Origin of the sequence: Pandoraea anhela (genome assembly GCF_902459655.1) — a bacterium.
Taxonomy (GTDB): Bacteria; Pseudomonadota; Gammaproteobacteria; order Burkholderiales; family Burkholderiaceae; genus Pandoraea; species Pandoraea anhela.
Genome location: NZ_CABPSB010000005.1, coordinates 200,333 through 217,564 on the forward strand (window position 1 = coordinate 200,333; position 17,232 = coordinate 217,564).

General features: G+C 64.3%; 16 protein-coding genes. 9 read left to right on the forward strand and 7 right to left on the reverse strand.

What is annotated here, in order from left to right:
* The first annotated feature begins 150 nt into the window (after positions 1-150).
* Together PAN31108_RS09825 and PAN31108_RS09830 are read left to right on the forward strand one after the other, a co-directional pair.
* Complete coding sequence (locus PAN31108_RS09825; protein WP_150668671.1) at positions 151-771, forward strand: Maf family nucleotide pyrophosphatase; 621 nt, start codon at positions 151-153, stop codon at positions 769-771.
* Entirely contained in the window at positions 768-1,484 is a 717-nt protein-coding gene (locus PAN31108_RS09830; protein WP_150668672.1) for an SAM-dependent methyltransferase, read from the forward strand. Before PAN31108_RS09825 ends, PAN31108_RS09830 begins: the two co-directional genes overlap by 4 nt.
* 106 nt (positions 1,485-1,590) lie before the next feature.
* Here PAN31108_RS09830 and PAN31108_RS09835 read toward each other — a convergent pair whose 3' ends face one another.
* The 5 genes from PAN31108_RS09835 to PAN31108_RS09855 all read right to left on the reverse strand — a co-directional run bounded on the left by PAN31108_RS09835 (position 1,591) and on the right by PAN31108_RS09855 (position 5,303).
* Positions 1,591-2,643, reverse strand: a complete 1,053-nt coding sequence (locus tag PAN31108_RS09835) for a S49 family peptidase (protein ID WP_150668673.1) — start codon at positions 2,641-2,643, stop codon at positions 1,591-1,593.
* A gap of 59 nt (positions 2,644-2,702) precedes the next feature.
* A complete protein-coding gene (locus PAN31108_RS09840; protein ID WP_150668674.1) occupies positions 2,703-3,122 on the reverse strand; it encodes a Rieske (2Fe-2S) protein in 420 nt (139 codons plus the stop codon).
* On the reverse strand, positions 3,119-3,781 hold the full coding sequence (locus PAN31108_RS09845) for an HAD family hydrolase (RefSeq protein ID WP_150668675.1): 663 nt from the start codon (positions 3,779-3,781) through the stop codon (positions 3,119-3,121). Before PAN31108_RS09845 ends, PAN31108_RS09840 begins: the two co-directional genes overlap by 4 nt.
* Positions 3,768-4,772, reverse strand: coding sequence for an RluA family pseudouridine synthase (locus tag PAN31108_RS09850; protein WP_150668773.1), 1,005 nt, complete (start codon positions 4,770-4,772; stop codon positions 3,768-3,770). The genes PAN31108_RS09845 and PAN31108_RS09850 overlap by 14 nt, the downstream gene beginning before the upstream one ends.
* Before the next feature lie 243 nt (positions 4,773-5,015).
* A complete protein-coding gene (locus PAN31108_RS09855; protein ID WP_150668676.1) occupies positions 5,016-5,303 on the reverse strand; it encodes a hypothetical protein in 288 nt (95 codons plus the stop codon).
* 91 nt (positions 5,304-5,394) lie between these two features.
* Here PAN31108_RS09855 and PAN31108_RS09860 point away from each other — a divergent pair, with 91 nt between their 5' ends.
* From PAN31108_RS09860 to PAN31108_RS09890, 7 genes are all read left to right on the forward strand, one after another.
* On the forward strand, positions 5,395-8,847 hold the full coding sequence (locus tag PAN31108_RS09860) for an Rne/Rng family ribonuclease (protein ID WP_150668677.1): 3,453 nt from the start codon (positions 5,395-5,397) through the stop codon (positions 8,845-8,847).
* 247 nt (positions 8,848-9,094) lie between these two features.
* Entirely contained in the window at positions 9,095-10,222 is a 1,128-nt protein-coding gene (gene moaA, locus PAN31108_RS09865) for a GTP 3',8-cyclase MoaA (protein ID WP_150668678.1), read from the forward strand.
* A 242-nt stretch (positions 10,223-10,464) separates the two neighbouring features.
* Positions 10,465-11,238 (forward strand): hypothetical protein, encoded by a 774-nt coding sequence (locus tag PAN31108_RS09870; RefSeq protein WP_150668679.1) that lies wholly within the window; start codon positions 10,465-10,467, stop codon positions 11,236-11,238.
* Between the two features lie 34 nt (positions 11,239-11,272).
* The gene (mobA, locus tag PAN31108_RS09875; RefSeq protein ID WP_150668680.1) at positions 11,273-11,956 is read left to right on the forward strand and encodes a molybdenum cofactor guanylyltransferase MobA; all 684 of its coding nucleotides are present in this window, start codon (positions 11,273-11,275) and stop codon (positions 11,954-11,956) included.
* A gap of 100 nt (positions 11,957-12,056) precedes the next feature.
* Positions 12,057-13,340 carry a molybdopterin molybdotransferase MoeA gene (gene moeA / locus PAN31108_RS09880; protein ID WP_150668681.1) on the forward strand — a complete coding sequence of 428 codons (1,284 nt, stop codon included), beginning with the start codon at positions 12,057-12,059 and terminating at the stop codon, positions 13,338-13,340.
* A 115-nt stretch (positions 13,341-13,455) separates the two neighbouring features.
* Positions 13,456-13,740, forward strand: a complete 285-nt coding sequence (locus PAN31108_RS09885) for a hypothetical protein (protein ID WP_150668682.1) — start codon at positions 13,456-13,458, stop codon at positions 13,738-13,740.
* A 99-nt stretch (positions 13,741-13,839) separates the two neighbouring features.
* Entirely contained in the window at positions 13,840-14,337 is a 498-nt protein-coding gene (locus tag PAN31108_RS09890; RefSeq protein ID WP_150668683.1) for a GNAT family N-acetyltransferase, read from the forward strand.
* 202 nt (positions 14,338-14,539) lie between these two features.
* Here PAN31108_RS09890 and PAN31108_RS09895 read toward each other — a convergent pair whose 3' ends face one another.
* A complete protein-coding gene (locus tag PAN31108_RS09895) occupies positions 14,540-16,003 on the reverse strand; it encodes a DNA recombination protein RmuC (protein WP_150668684.1) in 1,464 nt (487 codons plus the stop codon).
* Positions 16,004-16,231: 228 nt separating this feature from the next.
* On the reverse strand, positions 16,232-17,224 hold the full coding sequence (locus tag PAN31108_RS09900) for a 2-hydroxyacid dehydrogenase (RefSeq protein ID WP_150668774.1): 993 nt from the start codon (positions 17,222-17,224) through the stop codon (positions 16,232-16,234).
* Positions 17,225-17,232 lie beyond the last annotated feature (8 nt).

The window sequence follows — 17,232 nt, forward strand, 5'->3', positions numbered from 1 at the left end:
TCGACGTCCCCTGCCACTCGCAGCGCCTTGATTCGACGCCACTTTGAGGCGTTCGAACCGGTATCGCGCAGACTGGCGGGACCGAGCGCCAGATTGCAAAAGCCGTGAATTCTAAATAGTTTTTCGTTTCTCGTCAAACACTTAAACCCGATGACCGCACAGCCCCTGCCATCGCTGATCCTGGCCTCCGGATCACGCTACCGCCGTGAACTGCTCGAACGCCTGCGCCTGCCGTTCACGGTCGACGTTCCGGACATCGACGAAACCCCTGCCCCCGGCGAAACGCCGCACGATACGTCGCTACGCCTGGCCCGCGAAAAGGCGCAGGCGGTCGCGAGCCGCCACCCGGATGCCATCATCATCGGCTCCGATCAGGTCGCCACGTTCGAGGGCCGTCAGATCGGCAAGCCGGGCAATTTCGAGAACGCCATGGCGCAGTTGCGCGACATGCGCGGCAAAGTCGTCGAATTCCACTCGGCCCTTTGTGTCCACGACGCACGCACCGGGCAAAGCGAGGCAACAGACGTCGTCACGCGCGTGAAGTTCCGCCATCTGCCCGACGATGTGCTGGCCGCCTACCTCCATGCCGAAACCCCGTACGACTGCGCAGGCAGCGCCAAATCCGAAGGCCTCGGCATCATGTTGCTCGAAAGCATCGAAACCGACGATCCGACGGCACTCATCGGCTTGCCGCTGATTGCCCTTACGACCCTGTTGATGCAAACCGGCATCACGCTTCCCGGCCCCGGCCAGAACGGAGCGACGGCATGAGCGGCACGCTGTATCTGATTCCCAACACGCTCGGGACGAACACCCGGGGCGGCTTGCCCGCCGTCCTGCCAGAGGAAGTCCGCGCCGTGACCGCCGGCCTGACGTATTTCGTCGGCGAGCAGGCCAAGAGCACGCGGGCCTTCCTGAAGCTCGTCGGCGTGAGCACCCCGATTCAGGAAATCGACATCCGCGAGTTGAACGTCAATACGCCCGCCGCCGCGATCGACGCCCTGCTCGCCCCGATTCTCGCCGGCGCCAACGGCGGCCTCGTGTCGGAAGCCGGATGCCCGGCCGTGGCGGACCCCGGCGCGCTGCTGGTCCGACGCGCCCACGAAAAGGGCGTGCGCGTGGTGCCGTTCATCGGCCCGAGCTCCATTCTGCTCGCTTTGATGGCAAGCGGCCTGAACGGCCAGAGCTTCGCCTTTCACGGCTATCTGCCGACCGATGCGGGCGAGCGTGCTAAGCGCCTGCGAGAACTGGAACAGCGTTCGCGCAAGGAAAAGCAGACGCAGATCTTCATCGAAACGCCTTATCGCAACAAGGCCATGCTCGACGCGCTTTTGCAGAGCTGCGACGCCTCGACCCTGCTGTGCGTCGCCGTCGATGTCACCCAGGACGCCGAGCAAATCGTGACGCACCGCGTCAAGGGATGGCCGCACACGGGCATCGATCTGCACAAACGGCCTGCGATTTTCCTGTTTCTTGCGCAGTGACGCCCAACGAACGCGAGACAAACGAAAAACCCCACGGAACGCCGCGCTCCCGTGGGGTTTTTCTCATTTTCAATGCCCTTGTGCCGTCAATCCGACGACAACGACCTCACTTCATCGTCAAAGCGGTACCCATCAACATCGTCTTCATGGCTGCCGTACCGACGGCCGCACCGAAGCGACGCGCCATACGCTCGGGCAGGTTTTCCTTGACCGTGTAGTCGACGAGATCGGGGGCCTTGAGCACTTCGCGCGCCACCGAATCGACGGTCCCCAGACCGTCCGCAAGGCCAAGCTCCACGGAGCGCTGGCCGGTCCAGAACAGACCGCTGAACAGATCCGGATCGTCCTTCAAACGGGTGCCGCGCCCCTTCTTTACGGCACTGATGAACTGCTGATGCACTTGCTCGAGCATGTCGAGCGCGTACGTCTTTTGCTGATCGGACTGCGTAGAGAACGGGTCGAGGAAGCCCTTGTTGCGCCCGGCCGTGAGCAGACGCCGCTCCACGCCGAGCTTATCCATCAGACCCGTGAACCCGAAGCCGTCCATCAGCACGCCGATGGAGCCGACGATACTCGCCTTGTCGACGTAAATCTTGTCGGCCGCTGCCGCCACGTAATAGCCACCCGAGGCGCACATCTCCTCGACAACGACATAAATCGGCTTCTTCGGATATTTCGCTCGCAACCGGGTGATGTCGTCGTAGATCATGCCGGCTTGCACCGGACTGCCGCCCGGGCTGTTGATTCGCAGGATCACCCCGGCGGCCGACTTGTCTTCGAAGGCTGACTCCAGCGCCGAATTGATTTTCTGCGCGCTGGCCTGTCCGTCCGCCGAAAGCTCCCCGCTCAGCGTGACGAGAGCCGTGTGCTTGCCGGATGTCGATCCCGCCGATGTCGTGCCACCGCCATCGAAGTCGAAGATCGACCAGACGGCGAATGCGAAGATCGCCAGAATCAGCAGCCGGAAAAATATCTTCCACCGGCGCGCGGCCCGCTGCTCGCGGATGCCGGCCATCAAGACCTTCTCCAGCATCTCGCGCTCCCACGGCCTGACCTCGTGGGGATCGCGGCTCACGGTGCCCCCTGACGGCGGACGCCCGCCAGGCGTGGGGAAACCGGGTTCGGTGCGAGGGGAATCGGGCGGCAGGGAGTCGGCCATACGTTATCCAGAACTGGGGTAAATGACGTTAGAGACGAATGAGACCGGGTGCCGTTTCGTCAGGGTGTCGACGATGCCGGGGCCGCAATCTGAGCGTCGGGCCACCAGACCACCATCGTTCCGGCGCTTGCCGCCTCGCCGGACGCTTGCGCGGGCCGCTCCTCGACACGAACCGGCTGCAAGGCCCCGCCGCGGCAAGGACCGCCGACGCATCGCCCGGTATCGGGTTCGTACGTGGCGCCGTGCGTCGCGCACATCAAGTATAAGCCGCCCGCCTCGAAGAACTGCCCCTCGGACCAGTCGAGCTCCATGGGAACATGCGCGCACTGATTCAGATAGCCGTAGACGCGGCCGTCATAGCGAATCACGAACGCCGGCGTGGAACGCCCGCCTACGAGTACCTCGAAACGCACGCCGCGCCCGCCATCTTCGAGCGCATTGCCAGGACAGATCGGTAGCGGTAAGGCGACGTCGCTCACACGCGCTCCAGCAACCAGTCGCGCAGCTCGGCCACGCTCGCTGCGCAGTAGGCAGGATCGAGCGCCACCAACTGCTCGCGCGGATGCGCACCGCCGTAGGCAACGCCCACACCGGCCGTGCCGGCGCTGCGCGCCATCTGCAAATCGTGCGTGGTGTCGCCGATCATGACCGTGCGCCGCAGATCCTGGCCGAGTTCACGGGTCAATTCCTGCAACATGGCCGGGTGCGGCTTGGAAAATGTCTCATCGGCGCAACGGGTGGCGTCGAACATCCGCATCAGACCGGCGGATTCGAGCGCGCGGTTCAGACCGACGCGCGATTTGCCGGTCGCCACGGCAAGGAAACGTCCGCGCGAGCGCAATTCTTCGAGCAGTTCGCGAACGCCCGCGAACAGCACCGTCTCCTTGTCGCCCACCAGATAGTGGAAGCGATAGCGCTCCGACAAACGCGGATAGTGCGCGGGATCCAGCGACGGGACGGCCATTTGCAGGGCGTCGCGCAACCCGAGGCCGATCACGTGGCTCGCAGCTTCGTCGGTCGGGACCGGCAGACCGAGATCGCGGCAGGCCGCCTGGATGCAGCGGGTAATCGTGGGCGTCGAGTCCATCAACGTCCCGTCCCAGTCGAACACGACCAGGTCAAATTCAGGGCTTGGCATCGGCGGTGGTGGTTCGAAGTTGATTCAGGAATTGCTCACATTCTGGCGGTAACGCCGCTTCCAAAGCAATCGGCGTATCCAGCACCGGATGCGTGAACTTCAGCCGGTAAGCATGGAGGAACATTCGCTTGATGCCCGGACGCGCGCTCGGGCGCGCCAGATCCTTGTTCAGCGTGAAGTCGCCATATTTGTCGTCGCCGACGATGGGCGTGCCGCAATGCGCCAGGTGGACGCGAATCTGATGGGTTCGCCCCGTTTTCAGTTCCGCTTCCAGCAAGGTATACGGTGGCAGCGATTCCACGATGCGAAATACCGTGTGCGATGCCTGTCCGTCTTCCTGCACCCGCACCCGGCGCTCGCCGTCCGCAGTGACGTATTTATACAGCGGCGCCTTGACCGCGCGCTGGCGATCGCGCCACTCGCCCGTGACACAGGCCAGGTAACGCTTGTCCATCCGGTTGTGCCGAATCTGCTCGTGCATGCCGACGAGCGCGGCGCGCTTTTTGGCCAGCAGCAAAATGCCGGACGTCTCCCGGTCCAGGCGATGCACCAGTTCCAGGAATTTCAAATGCGGCAGCGCGCGACGCAACTGCTCGATCACTCCGAACGACACCCCGCTGCCACCGTGCACGGCCACACCGGCCGGTTTGTCGATGGCCATGAGGTAGTCGTCCTCGAAGAGGATCGGGAAGGTGGCGGCCGGTACGTGAGCCTTCGCCTCCGGATCGGGCGTCGCCACCCGGACCGGCGGAATGCGGACGATATCGCCAAGCACGAGTCGATAGGCAGCGTCTACCCGCCCTTTGTTCACGCGGACCTCGCCGCTACGCAAAATGCGGTAGACGTGACTCTTTGGAACGCCTTTGCACTCCCGCAGGAGGAAATTATCGATGCGCTGACCGGCCGAGCCGTCGTCGACCTCGACGAGCCTGACCTGCGGCGCGGAGGCCGGCGCAACCATTTTCTGCCGACTTTTGCCTAACTCATTCATTATGAATATAATTTGTCCAACAGAGATGGCGGTAGCGGGAATCATGCCAAATCCCCACCTCTGTCGGGTGCATACCCCAAAACGGTATTTTACTTGCACCCCGGGCAGGCTGCTCGTCCGGTGACCCTGGAGCAGCGAGCGCACGCACGTCACGCAGCGTCGGCAGGAAGTGGGCCCATAGGCCGCTTCGGTCGCAGCGCGCGGGACGCGGATAGAGTTGGTGGTTATAGAATTTTTTGGCGATCAGCCCGGGCTCCATTGCCCGAGCTGATCGCTTTGTGAATATCGTTCGCGCAAAAAGTCGAAGTGAGGCGCCGTCACAAGAAGAATAAGTGTCGGCAGGCGCCCCGAGAAAACGCTGATGAAGTTTCTCGTCCAGTTTCTCTTGGTATGGACTGCAAGCCCGAAGTGATCCGCGCCGCGCCGGAGTTTTTCCGGTGGCCCGGCGGATCCGGGTGAGCGCGAAAACGTATTCCTGGCGCCATAGCGTCCGTCGGCCTCATCGCCCGGACCCCCCGGCAATTCTTCCACTCCCGGCTCGAACCTCGCGTGTTGGATAACTCGAGTGATACGTGCCCGACGCACTGCGCATTGGCAACTGCGGCGGGTGGGAGTCGTTTACATGAAACGCATGTTGTTCAACGCCACGCAGCAGGAAGAACTGCGCGTGGCAATCGTCGATGGGCAGAAACTCATCGACATCGATATCGAGACGGCCGGACGCGAACAGCGTAAAGGCAACATCTACAAGGGTGTCATCACCCGTATCGAACCCTCTCTCGAAGCCTGCTTCGTCAACTATGGCGAAGGCCGACACGGCTTCCTGCCGTTCAAGGAAGTCGCCCGCGCGTATTTCCGCGAAGGTGCCGATGTGCGCAATGCGCGCATTCAGGACGCGCTCTCCGAAGGCCAGGAACTCATCGTTCAGGTCGAAAAGGAAGAACGCGGCAACAAGGGCGCAGCCCTCACCACGTTCATCTCGCTGGCCGGCCGCTATCTGGTGCTGATGCCGAACAACCCGCGTGGCGGTGGTGTTTCGCGTCGTATCGAAGGCGAAGACCGTCAGGAACTGCGCGAGACGATGGGTCAGCTCGAACTGCCGGAAGGCATGAGCATCATCGCCCGCACCGCCGGCATCGGCCGCTCGGCCGAAGAACTCCAGTGGGACCTGAATTACCTGCTGCAACTCTGGCACGCCATCGAAGGCGCCGCCCACAACATCGAACTGCCGCGCGACTCGGCGCTGATTTATCTCGAGTCGAGCCTCGTCATTCGCGCGATTCGCGACTACTTCCAGCCGGATATCGGTGAAATCCTCATCGATACCGAAGAAATCTCCGAACAAGCCCGCAACTTCATGCAGGTGGTCATGCCCGATCACCTCAATCGCGTGAAGCAGTACCGCGACGACGTGCCGCTGTTCTCCCGTTTCCAGATCGAACACCAGATCGAGACGGCCTACTCGCGCCAGGTGCCGCTGCCCTCGGGCGGCGCGATCGTGATCGATCACACCGAAGCGCTCGTCTCCATCGACGTCAACTCGGCACGCGCCACCAAGGGCGCCGACATCGAGGAAACCGCCCTGCGCACCAACCTGGAAGCCGCTGACGAAGTCGCGCGCCAGTTGCGTCTGCGTGACCTCGGCGGTCTGATCGTGATCGACTTCATCGACATGGAGTCGGCCAAGAGCCAGCGTGAAGTCGAGCAACGTGTCAAGGATGCGCTCAAGCATGACCGCGCCCGCGTGCAGATGGGCAAAATCTCGCGTTTCGGCCTGATGGAACTGTCGCGCCAGCGTCTGCGTCCGTCGTTGTCGGAAGGCACGCACGTGACGTGCCCGCGTTGCAACGGCACCGGCCACATCCGCGACGCCGAGTCGTCGGCGCTGCAAGTCCTGCGCATCATCCAGGAAGAGGCGATGAAGGAGCACACGGCAGCGATCCATTGCCAGGTGCCGGTCGAAGTCTCGGCCTTCCTGCTCAACGAAAAGCGTCAGGAAATCAACAAGATCGAAGCGCGCTTCAAGGTCGGCGTGCTGCTGATCCCGAACAAGCACCTCGAAACGCCGCATTACAAGCTGGAACGCCTGCGCTTCGACGATCCGCGTCTGGACGCACCGAAGGCCAGCTACGCGCTCGCAGAAGAAGCCGCTCGCTCGCTGGAAGAAGATCCGGCCGGTTACAGCAAGAAGAAGGAAGATGCGCGTCCGCGTCAGGAAGCTGCCGTCAAGGGCATCACGCCCGAGCAGCCGGCACCTGCCGCACAGCCGCGCCCGGAACCGGTCGCCGCAGCCACGCCCGCAGCCGTCGCACCGGCGAGCGGTGGCGGCATCTTCGGTTTCATCAAGCGACTGTTCGGCATCGGCGCTGCGGCGCCTGCGCCGGTGAAGGCCGAGGAACCGGCCAAGCCGACGGCGCGCCCGCCGCGTGAGCGTCACGAGCGTCCGCATCAACAGAACCGCAATCGCCGTGGCAACGCCCGCGACGACAACAAGTCGGGCAAGGACACTGCCGGCCAGCCGGTTCGCGAAGGCCGTGGCACGCGTCCGGAACGCGCCGAGCGTGCGGACCGTGGCGAGCGCGCCGAGCGCAATGAACGTAATGAGCGCGGTGATCGCCAGGAGCGCAATGAACGTGGCGAACGCGGTGACCGCAACGAACGTCAGGAAGGTCGCGACAAGCGCGAGCGCGATGACGCCCAGCGCCAGCCGACGCAGGACGTGCGCGTCGAGGAAGGTCGTGAACCGCGCGAAGGCCGTGAACGCGGCAGCCGCCGTGAACGTGGCGAGCGCCGCGATCGTCGTCAAGGCGAAGGCGCCGAGGGACAGCAAGCCGCACCGCAACGCGTCGCGCAGGCCGCAGCACTGAACGCCGAGCAGGAACCGCTGGATCAGGATCGCCTGACGGCTCAGGTCGAAGGGGCACCGCAAACGGTGGGCGAAGATGGCGAGCAAGGGGGCGAGGAGCGCCGCCGCAGCCGTCGTCGCGGTCGTCGTGGTGGTCGTCGCGAGCGCGAAGCTGGTGAACAGCCGCTGAATGCCGACGGCGAACACGTCGAAACGGAAGGTGCAGAGGCGGTGGAAGCCTCGGAAAGCACGCGCGCCGCGGTAACGGGCGAAGCTGCCGAAGCCGCCAAGCATGTTGAAAACGTCGTAAGCGCTGCGCCGGCCATCCCGGCTACCCCGGCTATCCCTGCCACTTCGGATGCTCCGGCCGCGTCGTCGGTAGCCCCCGCCGTGGCGGCAGCCGCTACCCTGGCCCCGGTCGCTCAGGCCGAGCCTACGCCGGTGCGTGCAGCGCCTGTCGGTGTCCCGGCAGCGCCGATCGCCACGCTGAGCGAAGCCGCGCCTGTCGCAACCCCGGAAGCGCCGTCGCACGTGGTGGCGGAGCCGGTCGCGCAAGCGCCGCAGGTTGCCATCCCGGTTGCGCCGGTGAACGTCGCGCCGCTGCCGGCTGCGGAAGTCGCCGCAGCACCGGTGGTGCCGCAGGTGAACGCACCGCTGCCGGTCGCGGCATCGGCCCCGGCCCAACCGACGGTGCCGGCCGAAGCCCTTGCCGAGATTGCCGCAACGGCAGCCGCGGCAACGACGGCGAGCACGCCGGTCGAGACTGCGCCCGTCGCACAAACGACGCAAGAAGCCGCGAAGCCCGCTCCTGCCGCCCCGGTCGGCGCGGTCGAAATCGTCCAGGCGGCCCAAGCGGTAGAAATGGTGGAAATGGTGGCAATGGTGGAAACGGCGAAGCCGGCGCAAGCCGCTCCCGAAGCACCGGTTCAGGTGAATACGGCAGCGCCGGTGGTACCGGAAGCCGCCGCAGCAGCGACGGAAGTCGTGACGCGCGCTGCCGCACCGGTGGCCGTGGCGCCGACGCTCGAGCGTGGTGCGCTGGAGTCGACGCTGGCAAGCGTCGGGCTGGTCTGGGTCCACACGGATGCCGACAAGCATCGCGCCGCCAAGGAGGCCGCCGCGCAAGCGGCGCCGACCCCGCACGTGCCGCGCGAGCGCCGTCCTTCGACGCCGCTTAACAGCGGCCCGATGGAGCAAGTGGAAACCCGCTCGGCCAATCACGTTGCCTGACAGGCTCGCGTGACGTCAGAAAAGGAGGCTTCGGCCTCCTTTTTTGCTTTCCGAGGGCGACTTCATACCTGACAACCCCGCGTTGTCCCGACTTGTGCCGCCAGCGCGCGATCCGTATCGTCTGCCTTTGTACGGGCTTGACGTCTCACCACGAATGCCTCGGTACCGATATCCGACGCCTGAAAGGCTCGCCTCGGCGGCATTTGGACCAATTCGTTAGAATGGAGACGCAAGCTAAGGCCCCACCATGACTGAAACGATCATCAGACTCACCGATCTGCGTAGCGACGCGCGTTATGCGACGCACTCGCCGCAGATTCCCGCACAAGTGCGCGCAGCCACCGGCCATCTCGAAGATACGCTGGCGCGGCCCTTGCACGACCTGCGGATCTCGGTGACGGATCGTTGCAACTTCCGCTGCGTGTACTGCATGCCGAAGGACGTGTTCGATAAGGACTACGCCTTCCTGCCGCAGTCCTCCCTGCTGTCTTTCGAAGAAATCGAGCGCGCCGCGCGCCTGTTCGTCGAGCATGGCGTAGAGAAACTGCGTCTGACGGGCGGCGAGCCGTTGCTGCGCAAGCACATCGAACGGTTGATCGAGATGCTGGCCCGGTTGCGCACGCCCTCGGGCAAGCCGCTCGACATTACGCTGACGACCAATGGGTCGTTGCTGGCCCGCCGCGCGCAGTCGCTCAAAGACGCCGGACTCACGCGCGTTACCGTCAGTCTGGACAGCCTCGACGACACGATTTTCCGGCAAATGAACGACGTCGACTTCCCGGTCGCGAAGGTGCTCGAAGGCATCGCGCAGGCGCAGCACGTCGGCCTCGGCCCGGTCAAAGTCAACATGGTCGTCAAGCGTGGCACCAACGACTCGGATATCGTGCCGATGGCGCGGCACTTCCATGGCAGCGGGGTCGTCCTGCGCTTCATCGAATACATGGACGTCGGCACGTCGAATGGCTGGCGGATGGACGAAGTGTTGCCGTCGGCCGAGGTCATCGCGCGTTTGCACGACACCTTGCCGGTCGAGCCGATGGAGCCGAACTACCCCGGTGAAACGGCGCAACGCTGGCAGTATCGCGATGGCGGCGGGGAAGTGGGCGTCATTTCGTCCGTGACCCGTGCATTTTGCGGCACTTGTTCGCGTGCCCGATTGTCTACGGAAGGCAAGTTGTACCTGTGTCTGTTCGCCAGTTCGGGTTACGACTTGCGAACGCTGCTGCGTAATGGCGCGAGCGACGCGCAGATCTCGACCGTCATCGGCGACATCTGGCACGCCCGCGCCGACCGATACTCGGCCTTGCGTACGGCGGCCACCGGGCTGCCGGAAAACGCACCGCCGAAAGTGGAGATGTCTTACATCGGCGGATGAACGCCGGGGGCGCGTTGCGGTGGCCGATGTCCGGTACAGGCGGCTCCCCCCGGCCCTGCGCACCGCTCTCGATTTACCGAATGCCTTCTCGACTCATGATTTCTGAAGCCCCGGACGCCGGTCGCGCCCGAGACGCCGTCCCTGTCCCCGCCTCCTGCTCTGCGCCCTCACGCCTTGAAGGCGTGCGTCCGGCTCGTACGAAGCGTGGCGCACACCGGTTGCGCCGTCTCGTCGCGGCCAGTGTGAGCGCACTGACCTTGTTGTTGACGGTTTTCGCCCCGACAGCGGCACACGCCGATTGCGATCCGTCCGATCGCAACATCGCCAATCACCTGATGACGTACAGCGGCCAACTCGGAGAACGCAATCCGCTTCGGCTCGTCCTGCGTCCTACGTCCGGCGGCAAACTCGAGGGTCGTTATGCGAATGCGTCGTCGCAAAGCGATACGCAACTCACCGGTAAGATCGACAACAAATCGCACCTGCATCTGACCGAAGTCGACGCCGGCGGCATGCCCCGCGCGATCTTCGACGGCGAGTTCGCTGCGGCGGACGATGTCAATCGCCAGCAAGGTGCGTCCTCGGCCTGCGAGGTGATTTCGGGACAGTGGAAGGATCTGCGGAGCGGTCGTACGGTGCCGTTCGAGCTATCGCTGGCCAGCATCCAGACAGGCAAGATCGATCATCTGTACGCCGTTGCCGGCGCGAACGACGATGAACTCGTCAACCGTGCGGCCACACAGTTCCGCAAAGGCGTGCTCGACGACCGGCGCGACGTCATCGCACAGTCGATCCGTTACCCGTTGCATGTTTCGCTGCGGGGCAAGACACTGATCCTTCGGAACCCGAAGTCGCTGCTCGCCCGTTATAACGACATCTTCACCGACGGATTCGTGCGTACCATTGGCGCCGCCGTGCCGCGTCTGATGTTCGCACGCGATCAGGGCGTGATGCTCGGCGACGGCGCAGTCTGGTTCGACGCGACCGGACGCGTCATCGCCCTGAACTGTCCCTGAACTGTCCCTCAACCGCCAGCCTCCTGTGCCCTCCATGCCCACCTCGCCCATCCGCCGCAGCGACATCACCGGCCTGATCCTCGCAGGCGGGCGCGGGCAGCGTATGGGCGGACGCGACAAAGGGCTCCAACCGTTCGACGGATGCCCACTCGCCGGGCATGCTATCGCGCGCCTGCGGCCGCAGGTGGGGGCGTTGCTCATCAGCGCCAATCGGCATCTCGATGCCTATGCGGCGCTCGGCGCGACAGTCGTGCGCGACGAGACGCAGGACTTCGCGGGACCGCTGGCGGGCATGTTGGCAGGATTACGTGCCGCATGTACGGAATATGTCCTTACCGTGCCGTGCGACTCTCCCTATTTGCCCGACGATCTGGGCGTTCGGCTCAGTGCTGCGCTCGATGCCGCGAATGCATCGTCGGCCCCGTCGGCCCCATCGACCTCTTCGACCTCTTCGACCTCACCCCCCGGCTGCGCCGAGGTGGCCGCACCGCCGCTGGCCGCTTATGCCGCAACGGCTCAGGGTCCGCATCCGGTGTTCGCTCTTTTGCACCGTTCCCTGGCGGACGACCTCGCCGCCACGCTGCAAGCTGGGGAGCACCGCGTACGAGCGTGGCTGGCGCGCCACAAGGCCGTACAAGTTAACTTCGGTGACGAGCGTCCGTTTTACAATGTCAACACGCTGGACGACCTCCATACCGACTCGCCGCGCGCCCCCTGATATTCCGGGCACCGACGCGGCCCGATCCGTCGCCACCGCATTTTTGAGATCCATGCATGTGATGCATGCCCCGCACGTGCCGGATGACGACGCCATACCGATGACAACACTAGACGACGCCTTGGCCGGCTTGCCGGACTACGACCCTAACCACATGACGGTCGAAGCGGCGCGCGCCGTCATTGCGCGTACCGCAAGTCCTGTATCCGCAATCGAACAAGTGGCAGTGCGTAGCGCACTGGGCCGCGTGCTCGGTCGCGACGTCATCTCTCCGCTCGACGTTCCCGCTTTCGAAAATGCCGCGATGGACGGCTATGCCTTTGCCGGTAGCGCCCTCGCCGCCGGCGGCACGGTGCGCCTGCGTGTGGTGGGTCGCTCGTTCGCCGGGCACCCGTTCGATGGCGTCGCCGCGGCCGGGGAATGCGTGCGCATCATGACCGGCGCGCTGCTGCCTGCCGGTTGCGATACGGTCATCCCGCAGGAACAGGTGCAACGCGACGACCACACCGAAGTCATCAGCTTCGAAGCCAGCGCTGTCGCTGCTGGCCGGCACGTACGCCATGTCGGTGAAGATCTGGTGGCCGGCCATCCGGCGCTGCATGCCGGCAAGCGTTTGCGGCCGGCGGCCCTCGGCCTGCTCGCGTCGCTCGGCATCGCCGAAGTACCGGTGCGCCGCCGCATTCGCGTGGCCTTCTTCTCGACCGGCGACGAACTCCGCTCCGTGGGCGAGCCGCTCGCACCGGGCAATCTGTATGACAGCAACCGGTACACGCTTTTCGGCATGTTGCAACGGCTGGGGGTGGACGTACTGGATCTGGGCGTCGTGCGCGACGATCCGCAGGCTATTGAAGACACGCTGCGCACCGCATGCCGTGAAGCCGATGCCGTGATTACGTCCGGCGGCGTCTCGGTCGGTGAAGCCGACTTCACGCGCGAGATGATGACGCGTCTGGGCAACGTCGTGTTCTGGAAGATGGCGATGCGCCCGGGTCGTCCGTTCGCGTTCGGCGAACTGGAAAGCCAAGGCAAACGCGCGTTGCTGTTCGGCCTGCCGGGCAATCCTGCCGCCGTGATGGCGTCGTTCTACCATCTCGTGCGCGATGGCCTGTTCGTTCTCATGGGCGCCGAGCCGCAAGTCACGCCGAGCCTGCCGGTGCCGACGGCAACGGCCATCGCCAAGCGCCCCGGACGCACCGAGTTTCTGCGTGGCATTCTGGCCACCGACGCACAGGGCCGCTGGCAAGTGAGCGTCGCCGACGCACAAAGCGCCGGCATTCTGCGCACGATGAGCGAAGCGAACTGCTTCGTGACGCTGGGCACCGAGCGTGGCGATGTCGCCGCTGGCGAACTGGTCGATGTCATCGCGTTCGACGGGCTGGTCTGACGCGAACCCGCCTACAAGTTTCATCCGAAAAAACGAAGCAACGAATCAGCAAAATACCGCCGGCGTCGGCGCTTCGACGACGACGGCACCACACAAGCCGAAAGCACACACGTCAATGACAACGAAAAAACAGATCACGTACATCAGTCCCGGCCAGACGGCCAAAGCGCTGGTGCTGGTCTACCTCACCTTCAGTATTCCGCTGGTTCTGCTCGCCTTCCTGGCGGCGTTCATCCGTTACGGCGAACTGCCGGGCCTCGCGATCATTTCCGCGCTGGTGCTCAACGCCATCGTGGGTTTCGTGCTGCTCTGGATTGCCTGCCATCTCTACAACTGGGTGGCGGTCAAGTTCGGCGGCATTGAAATCGCCTTGAGCGACGCCCCCGAAGAAAAGTACTGAGCGTCTCGACGACGTCGTTCCGGCGGCGACTGACGGCGGGTACATTGCACCCGCCGCAGCGCCGCTTTTTCATTGTTTTCATTCTCCCCTGCTCACACTATGTCCCTGACCCTGCGTGCTGCGACTGACGGCGACGTCAGCGCCATTCACGGCCTGATGCGAGAACTGGCCGTGTTCGAAAAACTGCTGGATATCTTCGAGGCAACGCCTGAGAGCGTGCACGAGGCGCTGTTCGGCGACACGCCTGCGGCGGAATGTCTGATGGCGGAATGGGAAGGGAAACCGGTCGGCTATGCACTGTACTTCCACAACTTCTCGACTTTCCTCGGAAGGCGGGGGCTATATCTGGAAGACGTCTATGTGCAGCCGGCGATGCGCGGCCGCGGCGTGGGGCAGGCGCTCCTGCGCCGACTCGCGCGTATCGCGGTCGAGCGCAAGTGCGGCCGCTTCGAATGGACTGTGCTCGACTGGAATCAACCGGCGATCGACTTTTACACGTCGCAAGGCGCGACGGTATTGCCCGACTGGCGCGTGGTGCGCATGACGGGCGATGCGCTCACACAGTTTGCGAAGCAGGACGACGTTGGCGCGCAGTGAGCTTTCGGAAGCCCCCCCTGCATCACGTGTTAGCGTGCGTTTAGCGCACAATTAGGCGTAATTAAGCGTGATTAGTGAGTGATTGGTGCGTGATTGGCGTGCGGTTGTCGCATTGTTATCGCGCGGTGGATGCAGGGGGGGTCAAAGACCCGAACCGCTCCCGACGCGTTGGAGGCCCTGACGGCTGCGGGCCTCCTGACGCTCAGGCGTCCTCCTCGGCATCCATCTCCACACCGAGCAATTCCACCGCCTGATCGCCCGGCAATGCCTCCACGGCCTTGAGCTGCCGCGCCATAGCCCGCGTACGGACTTCGGCCTTATCGATGGAGCGCGTAACCGTCTCCAATTGCGACTTGGTCTTGGCGAGCACGTCGCCGAACTTGGTGAACTCCGTCTTCACGGCGCCGAGCACCTGCCAGACCTCACTCGAGCGGCGCTCGATGGCCAACGTGCGAAAACCCATCTGAAGACTGTTGAGCAACGCCGTGAGCGTCGTCGGCCCGGCCACCGTCACCCGATACTCGCGTTGCAGCAGGTCAGACAGCCCCGGACGGCGCAACACCTCGGCATACAACCCCTCCGTGGGGAGGAACAATAGCGCAAAGTCCGTGGTGTGCGGCGGCGCCAGATACTTGTCCGCAATCGTCTTCGCCTCCAGACGGATGCGAGTCTCCAGCGCCTTGGACGCCTCCTCGACCGCCACCGGATCGGCGCGCTCCTGGGCATCGAGCAAACGTTCGTAATCTTCGCGCGGGAATTTGGCGTCGATCGGCAGCCAGACCGGCGTGTTGCTGTCGCCGTTCTGCCCCGGCAAGGCGATCGCGAATTCCACGCGCTCGGTGCTGCCCGGCCGCGTCGCCACGTTCTTGGCGAATTGCTCCGGCGTGAGCAATTGTTCGAGCAACGCCTGCAACTGGACTTCGCCCCAGATGCCTCGTGTCTTCACGTTGGTCAGCACGCGCTTGAGATCGCCCACGCCGGCCGCCAGCGTCTGCATCTCGCCCAGTCCGCGATGCACCTGCTCCAGGCGATCGGAGACCAGCTTGAACGACTCGCCAAGACGCTGCTCCAGTGTGGCATGCAGTTTCTCGTCGACCGTGCGGCGCATCTCTTCGAGCTTCGTCGCGTTGTTGACTTCGATATCCTTGAGCTTTTGTTCGAGCGTGGCGCGAACTTCGGCAAGACGGCGTTCGTTGCCCTCTGCGAGTTGCGTGAGTTGCTGATGCTGCGCTTCGCCGAAGCGACGTAGTGTGGACGCCTGCTCCTCGCGCATTTGCTGCCCGTTGAGCACCAGGCTCTGCCGCACCGCCTCGATCTGCGCGGCGTTCGACTCCGTGAGCTTGGCGAGTTGCTGCGCGAAGCCGTCAATCTGATTGTTCTGGACGGTGGCGACGCTCGTCATCTGCGCGGCCAGCGTCTGCTGGAACTGCGCCATTTGCGCACTCTGCTCTCCACGGCCCGCCCGCGCCGTTTCGGCAAACTCCTGACGCAGCCCCCGCTCGCTGCGATCCGCAGCTTGCAGCAGATCGTCGCGCACATGGGTGAGCGAATCGACGAGCGTGTCTCGCAACGACGCGTCGCCGCCGCGTTGCCAGACCTTCACCGCAATCGCGATCATCACCAACAGATTCAGCGCCGCCAGCGCCACCAACACCATCTCGACCATCGCGTTGCGACTCCCGTTGACCTTCGTCTTCCGACGCTTTCAATGCTTTCGCTACTCTCGATTCGATACTCTCGATTTCGATACTTCCGATGCAGCCGACGGCGTGGAGGCTCATTGCCGCACCTGCGCGACACTTGCCGCCTGTGCGCCGTCGTTGCCGCCGAATTGTGCCGCAAACTGGACGCGCGTGCCGCCTACGTCGCGCGGCGAATCACGCGCCCCGAACGCTTACGATTTGCGCGCGGCAGGGTTGAGCAGACACGGCGGCTTGCCCGCCGCTGCGCCGAAGCCCAGCGCCGCAATCAGATTGTCGGCCGCCAGACTCGCCATGCCGCGACGCGTCGCGGCAGACGCGCTCGCGATATGCGGCGTCAGCACGGCATTCGGCACCTTGAGCAGGTCGGGATGCACCTTCGGCTCGCCTTCGAACACGTCGAGTCCCGCAGCGGCAATCTGCTTTTTCGCCAGTGCCGCCGCGAGCGCCGCATCGTCGACGATGCCGCCACGCGCCAGATTGACGAGCGTGGCCGTCGGCTTCATGAGCGCCAGTTCACCGGCGCCGATCGTGTGATGTGTCGCCGCGGAATACGGCAGCACGAGAATGATGTGATCGGCAGTGCGCAGCAGCGTGTCCTTGTCGACGTAACCGGCCTTGCACGCCGCCTCCGTGGCGGCATCGAGACGCGAGCGGTTGTGATACACCACCCGCATGTTGAAGCCCATTGCGCGACGCGCAATCGCCTGACCGATGCGTCCCATACCGATAATGCCCAGCGTGCTGCCGTGCAAATCGGCGCCGAGGAACATATCGTACGCCCACTTATCCCAGTGCCCCTCGCGCAGCCAGCGCTCCGACTCGGTCACGCGGCGCGCCGTCGCCATCAACAACGCCCAACCGAAGTCGGCGGTCGTCTCGTTGAGGACATCGGGCGTGTTCGTGGCCATGACCCCGGCCGCCGTCATCGCGTCGATATCGAAGTTGTTGTAGCCCACGGCCATATTGGCCACCACACGCAGATTCGGCGCCCCGGCGAGCACCGATGCATCGATGCGCTCGCTCGCCGTCGTGATCGCGCCGGCCTTGTCGGCCAGTCGTACCCGCAATTCGTCGCTCGAAAACACCGTGTCGGCATCATTACGCTCGACATCGAAATATTGCGCCAGACGCTCGATCACGTCCGGAAAAATGGCTCGGGCCACCAGAATCTTCGGTTTCACCAGTCGTCTCG